Below are 9,347 nucleotides of genomic sequence, written 5' to 3'. Positions count from 1 at the left end.
TTTCAAAGAAATAATTTTTTTTTCAGCCGTGCTATCTGCATACCCAGGCATTTGGGGGTAATGTATGATATTGTTGTATAAACTAAACCTGTTACCAATAAGCAGCTTTTTTCAAGATTGGTACATACTCTTCCAAAATCAGTTTTAAAGTAATCTTCGCATAATTATTTCCCCATTAGGGGGAATATTATTATTACTAAAACAAGTTTTATCATAAAAATAACAAAACTGCAATCCGTTTGTAATAACGTTTGATTGTCACTACTCCCAGTTAAAATAGTGGCATAATGGTTGCCTTAATAATATTAGAGAATAAAGAAAATGAGATAATTGAAAACCGTTGAAAGACGTGTATAAATAATTTATTTTTGCTTAAACAATAATGAAGTAATGTTTAGCCAGTTTACTAAAATCAAGCGCCCAATAATCCCGGATTTAAAAAGGATGAGTGATATAGATATTATTCAAATGCTTGTCGAAAAAAATCCAAAAGCATTTGAACACTTGTATGACAAATATAGTGCGGCAATGTTTACAATTACGTACAAGCTTGTTGGTGATAACTCAATTGCTGAAAAAATTTTTATAGATGCATTTGTAGAATTACATGAAAAAAAAATCCTTGCAAATGTTACCAAAGGGCTTTGCATTCATGTGCTCAGGCACACTTATAATTTTGCATTGGCAGAATTGGAAAAAAAGGGCATATATCCACCTGCCATCAAACAGGATTCATTGTGTGAAGTAATTGATCTTCTATGTACTAAATGTCTTACCATAAAGCAAGTTGCATACCGACTCAGTATTACCGAAGCCGCAGCAATAAAAAAGTTTCAGGGTGAGTTTCAGTGGCTTCGGAATCAAAAAAGAAATACCGTTTGTAAAGAAGATCAGCAAACGAAATTATTGGAAGCGGATTATGACAACAGTTCAGATAGCTAATGTATTACCTGCTAATTTAAAAAGCCGACTGGCAATATAAAGGTAACAATGAAATTGTATTCAATTTTTAAGTGAACGGGTTATCAGCATTATTTGAACAAGCATTGTATTTTGTATGAGACAAAATAAAAAGTAAAAAACTCCGGAAAACCAAACCTGTTAATTGTACAATTTAAATATAAAAGTATGAAAGAAGAACAAGTTAAACCTATGGAAAAGTTTATAGAAATGGTTAAAGATGTACGTATATGTATGCTTATCACCAATAATAAAGATGCAGAACATTGTTCCGGCAGGCCAATGGGCGTAAATAAAATTGATGAAGATGGTACGATGTGGTTCTTTACAAATGCGCCTTCATATAAAACGGATGAGATAGAAGATAGCAACAAGGTTTCTATCGCAATTGCCAATGAAAGTAGTAACAATTATCTGATGATTCATGGCACTGCAGATTTGATAAACGACAAGATGAAGATGAAAGAACTCTGGAGTTCAATGATGAAAGCATGGTTTCCGCTTGGTCTTGACGACCCGGATATGGCACTCATTAAAGTAACTCCTACGCAGGTAAATTATTGGGACAGCAGCTCCAGCAAAATGGTTGTTCTTTTTAACATGTTAAAAGCAATCGTTACTGGAAAAGCTTACACGGAAGGTGAGCATGGAACTATCAGCCTGTAACCATGCCCCGGCCAACTGGTAAAGTAATTTGTAAAACATAAAATAAATTATAAAAGCAGGTTGAAAACTTACGGAAAGCAATGTTAAAAAACTTACTGAAAATAAGAATATCTTATTAACGGAGGGCAATAGAAATTTGTGTGAGGTTAATGTAGTGATAGAGCCGTTTATTCCTTGAGTAATTAATTTTAGCTGTAAGGAGTTAAGAGATGTTTTATTTTCTTTTTGCCTGCTGTAGCAGGTTTACATCGTAACCAAAAAACATAAAAATATATGAAAAAGTTAATGATCCTTTCCGTTTGTTTTTTCCTTGCTTTATCCACACAGGCGCAGGATAAAACGGATAGCAAAATGGAAAGTAAAATGGACAAAAAAATGGCCAATGGCAAACAAAAAGATTGTGTAATGATGAAGGATGGCAAAATGATGCAAATGAAAGATGGCCAGACTATGATGATGGAAAAGGACATGACCTTTCCAAATGGTTCTATGGTAATGACCGATGGCAATATGAAAATGAAAGATGGTAAAACGCACATGCTTAAGGAAGGAGATCGGGTAATGATGGACGGTAAGATGAAACCCATGCACATGAAAAAAATGTATCATAAAATGTAAAGTTTTTCAGCAAGTTTTTTATTACTAAGAAGCTTGCTGATTTTTTCAATCTACTTTTAAAATATGTTAAAATGAAAGCACTAGTTTATTACGGCCCACGGGATGTAAGGGTCAGCGAAATGCCCGATGCTAGAATAGAACATCCTGCAGATGTACTGGTTAAAATAACCATTACAAATATTTGTGGGTCCGATCTGCACATGTATGAAGGAAGAACTAATATGGAACCTGGCAGAATATTCGGGCACGAAAATATGGGTGAGGTGATTGAGGTAGGTAAATCCGTGTCTCAGATTAAGGTAGGCGATATGGTATGTTTGCCTTTTAATATTGGATGTGGACACTGCAAAAACTGCGAAAGCGGTTATACCGGCTTTTGCCTCACTATGAATCCGGGAATGGCAGGTGCAGCTTATGGCTTTGCAGGAATGGGACCTTATTCAGGCGGTCAGGCGGAATACCTCCGTGTGCCTTATGGCGATTTCAATTGCCTTAAATTACCAGAAGATGCTAACGAAAAAGAAAATGATTATGTGATGCTTTCTGATATTTTTCCAACGGGTTATCATGCCACTGAACTGGCTTGTGTTCAACCTGGTGATTCAGTAGTTATTTATGGTGCCGGCCCGGTTGGTTTAATGGCTGCGCATTCTGCTGCTATTAAAGGAGCAGGTAAAATTATGGTAGTTGATAATCACAAAGACAGGTTGAAGCTTGCTGAAGAATTTGGAGCCATTGCTATTGACTTTTCAAAAGGTTCTGCTGTTGATCAGGTACTGGAACTTACAGATGGAATGGGTGCAGACAAAGGCTGTGAATGCGTGGGTTACCAGTGCTGTGACAAACATGGTGTTGAGCATTCTAACATCACGATGAACGAATTGGTACAGGCAGTAAAAGCAACAGGTAAGATTGGTGTTGTAGGCGTATTTGTTCCCAAAGATCCCAAATCCAAAGATGCACTGCAAAAAATAGGGCACATGGATTTTGATTTTGGTACCTTTTGGATGAAGGGGCAAAGTATTGCAACTGGCCAGTCCAATGTAAAATCATACAACCGTCAGCTTTGTAGTCTTATTTCCGCAGGTAAAGCCAATCCGGCAAAGATTATTTCCCACGAACTTTCCCTCGACGAAGCTCCGGATGCTTACGCACACTTTGATGCAAGGGACAAAGGATGGACAAAAGTAATTCTGAAACCGGGCAAAGTAAAAAAGAATCTAAAAAAATCTTTGTAAATTAATCCGAATCTTGCGGAAGGAAAGTTTTGTCCGCTCTGAGTTTTTAAATTGCCAAAATACTGGTATATCAATAATTAGAATGGTTTAAGAGTATGATTTAAAAATTCTTCCTCAAAAAAGAATAAAATTAAAATGACAAATAGGTACTGTTTCTATTTATTTATTTTACTGCTGGTGTCTTGCAACACCAAAAAATTAAATAAAGGATCCTACAGCGGCTCTGTAAATACATCAGGTTATAAAGCGGATAGTTTGCAGGCTCCTTATGAAACGGGTTCTGCTAAAAATTTCAGCGAGGTAATGGGTTGGAAAGACAATGAAAAACCTATTGCTCCACAAGGCTTTACTGTTAGCAAATTTGCAGAAGGATTTCAACATCCAAGGTGGATTTATGTCGCGGATAACGGAGATGTGTTTGTTGCAGAATCAAATACGATCTTAAAAGGTATTTTAAAATTTGGTGCCAGTATTTCCCGTAAAATTAAAACACAACACATCGGTGAAAGTATTAACCGCATTACATTATTCCGCGATATAGATAAAAACGGAATTCCTCAGCACCGCTATGTTTTTGCACAAAACCTTCACCAGCCCTTTGGCATGTTGATTATCGGCAATCATTTTTATGTAGGCAATACAGATGGTTTAATGAAATATGATTACAAAGCAGGTGATACCGCCATCCGCGGAACAGGACAACAAATTGTTTCGCTGCCTGCCGGTAAATACAACAGGCATTGGACAAGAAATATTATTACCAATGCAGCCAAAGACAAAATTTATATAGGAGTAGGGTCGGGAACCAACGTGGCTGAAAAAGGATTGGAAAATGAAATAAGAAGAGCGGATATTCTTGAAGTAAACCTGGATGGTTCTGGTGAACAGATATACGCCCGCGGGTTAAGAAACCCTGTGGGTATGGATTGGGCGCCGGGTACGCAAACATTGTGGGCAGCAGTAAACGAAAGGGACGAACTGGGCGATGAGTTGGTGCCTGATTATTTTACCAGCGTGAAAAAGGGAGGATTTTATAGCTGGCCTTTTTTTTACTACGGACAACATAAAGAACCAAGAATGGCCGGGCAACAAAGCGCTGATTCTATTGAAGCAGTAATTACCCCTGATATTCCATTAGGTTCACATACTGCTTCATTGGGGCTTGTGTTTTACAGGCAACATTTGTTTCCGGCCAAATATCAAAACGGTGCTTTTATAACACAACATGGATCGTGGAACCGTTCTGTACTCTCTGGTTATAAAGTAATTTTTGTGCCCTTTTCCAATGGCAAACCCTCTGGTAAACCAGAAGATTTTTTAACAGGATTTATACAGGATCTTTCTGCAAGTAAAGTGCATGGAAGGCCAGTTGGCATAGCCATATTGCCCGACGGATCTATGCTGATATCTGATGACGTTAGCAATGTTATCTGGCGCATTACTGCGGATAAATAATTTCAATGACAATGTGTTTTTAAATATTGCCTGACTGGTGGTTGCACTTGCAGGTAATAAGTCTTTTGTTCTTATGCACCCATTATACCCGGTGGTTTTGTAGCATAAAAAAAATTCCCGCCTCCGATGTCTTTACAAAATGGTCGGGCCTAAGCCTGAATTAGCACCATTACCACCCTCATTTATTAAATATAAGCCAAGGCTGAAAACGCAATGCTACGATGAGTTTCAGGTGTGTAAAGGATGTGCAATAATTGTATTGAGGTTGTGTGCGTCTACCTTAATTGGGTGATTAAAAAATGAATAAAAACCGGGGCTTAATACCTAACAATATACTGCTCTTACTCAGTTCAACATGGTATAAACTTTCACATCTTTTGCAACCCAAAAAAAATATGTTTTCCCATTCCAATCAGAAATTATACTTTTCCATTTAATTGTTTTAAAATCTCCGTTCAAAAAAACAATCAGTAATATTAATGAAACGATTCCTGCTAATAAATATGCTATTTATTTCCCTGCATTGCCTGGCTCAGCAAAACCGTTGGTTGCTGGGCGACAGCAATTCCATTCAATGGAAAATTGATGACAGGCTTCCCCACCAGGATAACATTGAGATGAGTGGAAAATTTGTTTCGGCGGTGGTGCATTATGGAGTAAATGCCGATCACTCGTTCTTCATCAACCGCGACATTGTGTGGCCCATGTTACGTACCATTCCAAATAATACACATGCAAGTTTAATACGTTCTTTTAACCTGGATGTTATAAAAATGATAGCTGTAAATAAAAAGCAGGTGCAGCAGGAAAAAGTAACTGAAATAACACTTAATGGAAAACTGATTGTGAAGAGCAGGATCAATGATAGCCTGGAATTGGTAAGAACAATTTTTCCCTCTACCGGTCTGCCGCTTTTGTGTGAAAAATATGAGTTAGTGAATACAGGAAATAAATCAGTTACCGTTGAAATTCCGCAATTAAATATTGAATCCGCTACCAGCCCGGATGATGGAGTGGAGGGCAGTTATCAGCTAATTGTACAAACAAAAAATGCTGGAACCATTGAACTTCATCCCAGCCAGTCTTTAACATTTTACCTGTATTTTTCCGGTAAAAAGAAGGGACAGGATTACAGTAACATTGATGTTGAAAAAGAACTGATAAAACGAAATAATTTACTGTTGCTATTTAGTGAAAACCTGGTGTTGGAAACACCGGATACTATTTTGAACCGGGCCTTTGCCTTTGCTAAAATCCGAGCCGCAGAAAGTATTTATCAAACCAAAGAAGGACCCATGCATGGGCCAGGTGGACTTAGCTATTACGCAGCCATCTGGGCCAATGACCAGGCAGAATATATCAATCCTTTTTTTCCTTACCTGGGTTATAATTATGGAATTGAATCTGCAGTAAATGCTTATCGTCATTTTGCCAAATTTATCAATAAAGAGTACAAGCCAATTCCCAGCTCAATTGTAGCAGAAGGTACCGATATCTGGGATGGTGCCGGCGATCGGGGAGATGCTGCTATGATTGCCTATGGTGCGGCCAGGTTTGCACTTTCGCAGGGCGATAAAAAAAATGCCGGAGAACTTTGGCCCTTAATTGAATGGTGTCTTGAATACAATAAACGCAAATTAAATAAAGAAGGGGTAGTAACCTCTCACTCAGATGAACTGGAAGGTCGTTTTCCTTCAGGTAAAGCAAATTTAAGTACATCATCCTTGTATTATGATGCATTGATTTCAGCAGCTTATTTAGGTAAAGCATTAGAGAAAGAGAAAAAGCAAATTGCGTTGTATAAATCAGCAGCCATTGCGCTTAAAAAAAATATCAATACTTATTTTGGCGCTACGGTAATGGGCTACAATACCTACCGCTATTATGAAGGCAATGAAAAACTGCGGTCCTGGATTTGTATTCCGTTAACAGTAAATATTTTCGATCGCAAACAGGGTACCATTGATGCATTATTTTCTCCGGAGTTATGGACAGATGACGGACTGGCGTCCCAGGCAGGCGATAAAACATTTTGGGATCGTTCTACCTTGTATGCACTTCGCGGACTCTTTGCTGCCGGAGATACTAAACGGGGACTAAAATATTTACAGTATTATTCTAACCGCAGGCTATTGGGAGAACATGTGCCTTATCCGGTAGAGGCTTATCCAGAGGGTAATCAGCGACAGCTGTCGGCAGAAAGTGGATTATATTGCCGGGTGTATACTGAGGGCCTTTTTGGTATCCGCCCGGTTGATTTAAATGCCTTCACCATTACACCACAATTACCGGACGAGTGGGATTTTATACGGCTTAAAAAAGTGCACGGATTTCAAAAAGAATTTGATGTGGAGGTAAAAAGAGAAGGAGATAAAATTCGCCTGAAAGTATCCACTACTGCAACCGTTGTTTTTAATCAGCTTATCCTCAATGGAAGTACGCAAACGATCAGGTTCTAAAATTATCAGAAAATATTTTCAATAAACAAAGAGGACATAACAATTTTATCCAAAGCTTCAAAGCTGGTTAAAAAAATTACCTCAGCCAGTCTGCGAGGTGTAGTGAAATAGCAGCAGATTCTACCATAAAACCATCATGGCCATAATTACTGTCGATGGCTATCAATCTGGCATGGGGAAGATGAGCTGCTAAAAATTGTTGCTCCGCCAACGGACAAAGTATATCGCTGCTGATGCCCACAACCAGCGTGCGCTGGTGAATATTTTGTAACACCGCAGGTAATGCTCCGCCGCGGCCGCGGGCAAGGTGATGACTATCCATGCTTTTTGTAAGCAGCCAGTAACTATAGGCATTAAAACGCAGCACTAATTTATCGCCCTGGTATTGTATATAAGCCGAAGCCTTGTAGTGGTCTAACTTTTCCGTATTGTCGTCAGACTGCATTTGTACCATGATGCCGTAATTGCGGTAAGTGAGCATACCAATTGCCCGGGCTGCTTTTAAGCCTTTGGCACCAGCAGAAGGCGATGGGTTTTGCCAAGTACAATCGGCCTCGATTGCCAGCCGCTGGGCAGTATGCGTGGCAATGCCCCAGGCACTTTCGGTGGGGGAGGTGGCTAATAAAAATAAATGATCAATCACGTCTTTTTCCATTACACACCATTCCATGGCCTGGTAGCCGCCCATACTGCCACCCATGAGTAAAAATATTTTTTCAATGCCCAAATGCTGGCGCAGTAAAATGTGGGCTTTCACCATATCCCGTATGGTAACTAATGGAAAACTATGGAAGTAAGGCTGGCCGGTGGCAGGGTTAATACTTAGCGGGCCGCTGCTGCCATAGCAACTGCCCAAAATATTGGCGCATACTATAAAATATTTTTCAGGGTCAATTACATGTTGCGGTCCCACTATACCTTTCCACCAATCTGCTGCATCTGAGTTGGCGGTTAATGCGTGACATACCCATACTACATTGCTTTTTTTTTCGTTTAATTGTCCGTAAGTGGTGTAGGCAATGGTAAGTTCAGGCAGGGTGCCGCCGCTTTCAAGAGCGATAGGATGTGGGAAATGAAAAAATTGCATTAAGTTAAATAAGTATTTGCCGGTTTAAATGCAAAGTAAAGGCTTGCAGGAATTATATTTGTAAAAATTTTTGAAATGATAGAAATAAATGTAAACCGTATTCAGGGTGATTGTGGTTTTGAGGCCACCGATGCCAATGGTCATACAATAAAAATGGATACCAGTCCGGAAACCGGCGGATTAAATTTTGGTGTGCGTCCCATGCAGGTTTTGCTGATGGGTTTGGGTGGCTGCAGTGGTATTGATATAGTAATGATCTTAAAAAAACAACGGCAGACGGTAGAGCATTTTTCTATGAAAATAGAAGGAGAAAGGCAAACCGTTAACGAACCTTCTTTGTGGAAAAATCTTAAGATTGTGTTTCATCTAAAAGGTATCATTGATGAAGAAAAAGCCTACCGTGCCTGCGAATTATCTATGAATAAGTATTGTTCTGTGGCCGAAACACTGCGTTTGGGCGGTACAAAATTTACCTGGGAAGTAAAGGTAAATGAACCCGAAACTGTTGCACTCAAGTAAAATTTAATCTGGTAATTAAAATATTTTTTTCTTGGCCATCGGCAGCAACGTGGTACATTCTTGCGTCGCCCTCTTGTACAGCATCTTTCCAATTTGGCTTTTATTATGTTGAAGAAAGACTTGGCCGGGGCGTTAAATTTTTGTTTGTATCAAACCATCGCAGCACATTTTTTTATATTCCCATTCCCTAAAATCTCATTTTTTTACTCCAAAAAAAAGTGCCTGATAAAACTGCATTTTTTTTAAAAAATAACTGCAGGTAAAATTCAGTAAATTTGACCATGGAGGCATTGAAAATTGAAATATTGAATCCCAAAGCTTTAAAACTTATAAAAGGTATGCAAG

At 38.8% G+C, this 9,347-nt stretch carries 8 protein-coding genes; 7 read left to right on the top strand and 1 reads right to left on the bottom strand.

Annotated features, from left to right (window positions below):
• Positions 1 to 444 precede the first annotated feature (444 nt).
• The 6 genes from H7254_RS05250 to H7254_RS05225 all read left to right on the top strand — a co-directional run bounded on the left by H7254_RS05250 (position 445) and on the right by H7254_RS05225 (position 7,396).
• The gene (locus tag H7254_RS05250) at positions 445 to 942 is read left to right on the top strand and encodes an RNA polymerase sigma factor (RefSeq protein ID WP_301931982.1); all 498 of its coding nucleotides are present in this window, start codon (positions 445 to 447) and stop codon (positions 940 to 942) included.
• Positions 943 to 1,128: 186 nt separating this feature from the next.
• Positions 1,129 to 1,626 (top strand): pyridoxamine 5'-phosphate oxidase family protein, encoded by a 498-nt coding sequence (locus H7254_RS05245; protein WP_301931981.1) that lies wholly within the window; start codon positions 1,129 to 1,131, stop codon positions 1,624 to 1,626.
• A gap of 273 nt (positions 1,627 to 1,899) precedes the next feature.
• A complete protein-coding gene (locus tag H7254_RS05240; RefSeq protein ID WP_301931980.1) occupies positions 1,900 to 2,244 on the top strand; it encodes a DUF6799 domain-containing protein in 345 nt (114 codons plus the stop codon).
• 71 nt (positions 2,245 to 2,315) lie between these two features.
• Positions 2,316 to 3,482 carry a glutathione-independent formaldehyde dehydrogenase gene (locus H7254_RS05235; protein WP_301931979.1) on the top strand — a complete coding sequence of 389 codons (1,167 nt, stop codon included), beginning with the start codon at positions 2,316 to 2,318 and terminating at the stop codon, positions 3,480 to 3,482.
• A gap of 135 nt (positions 3,483 to 3,617) precedes the next feature.
• Entirely contained in the window at positions 3,618 to 4,937 is a 1,320-nt protein-coding gene (locus tag H7254_RS05230) for a sorbosone dehydrogenase family protein (RefSeq protein WP_301931978.1), read from the top strand.
• 479 nt (positions 4,938 to 5,416) lie between these two features.
• On the top strand, positions 5,417 to 7,396 hold the full coding sequence (locus H7254_RS05225; RefSeq protein WP_301931977.1) for a hypothetical protein: 1,980 nt from the start codon (positions 5,417 to 5,419) through the stop codon (positions 7,394 to 7,396).
• A 76-nt stretch (positions 7,397 to 7,472) separates the two neighbouring features.
• Here H7254_RS05225 and metX read toward each other — a convergent pair whose 3' ends face one another.
• Positions 7,473 to 8,483, bottom strand: coding sequence for a homoserine O-acetyltransferase (gene metX, locus H7254_RS05220; protein WP_301931976.1), 1,011 nt, complete (start codon positions 8,481 to 8,483; stop codon positions 7,473 to 7,475).
• Between the two features lie 75 nt (positions 8,484 to 8,558).
• On the opposite strand from metX, the gene H7254_RS05215 reads away from it, so the two are divergent.
• Positions 8,559 to 9,002 (top strand): OsmC family protein, encoded by a 444-nt coding sequence (locus H7254_RS05215; protein ID WP_301931975.1) that lies wholly within the window; start codon positions 8,559 to 8,561, stop codon positions 9,000 to 9,002.
• The last annotated feature ends 345 nt before the right edge of the window (positions 9,003 to 9,347 follow it).

Source organism: Ferruginibacter sp., from assembly GCF_014377975.1.
In the GTDB taxonomy this organism is placed as follows: Bacteria; Bacteroidota; Bacteroidia; order Chitinophagales; family Chitinophagaceae; genus Ferruginibacter.
Note: the sequence above shows the minus strand (reverse complement) of the source record. Positions and strands in the feature narration are given on the sequence as shown.

Excerpts from the sequence above, each read along its gene's own strand:
- H7254_RS05250 (WP_301931982.1), top strand. The coding sequence starts at position 445 with ATGAGTGATATAGATATTATTCAAATGCTTGTCGAAAAAAATCCAAAA.
- H7254_RS05245 (WP_301931981.1), top strand. The coding sequence starts at position 1,129 with ATGAAAGAAGAACAAGTTAAACCTATGGAAAAGTTTATAGAAATGGTT.
- H7254_RS05240 (WP_301931980.1), top strand. The coding sequence starts at position 1,900 with ATGAAAAAGTTAATGATCCTTTCCGTTTGTTTTTTCCTTGCTTTATCC.
- H7254_RS05235 (WP_301931979.1), top strand. The coding sequence starts at position 2,316 with ATGAAAGCACTAGTTTATTACGGCCCACGGGATGTAAGGGTCAGCGAA.
- H7254_RS05230 (WP_301931978.1), top strand. The coding sequence starts at position 3,618 with ATGACAAATAGGTACTGTTTCTATTTATTTATTTTACTGCTGGTGTCT.
- H7254_RS05225 (WP_301931977.1), top strand. The coding sequence starts at position 5,417 with ATGAAACGATTCCTGCTAATAAATATGCTATTTATTTCCCTGCATTGC.
- metX (WP_301931976.1), bottom strand. The coding sequence starts at position 8,483 with ATGCAATTTTTTCATTTCCCACATCCTATCGCTCTTGAAAGCGGCGGC.
- H7254_RS05215 (WP_301931975.1), top strand. The coding sequence starts at position 8,559 with ATGATAGAAATAAATGTAAACCGTATTCAGGGTGATTGTGGTTTTGAG.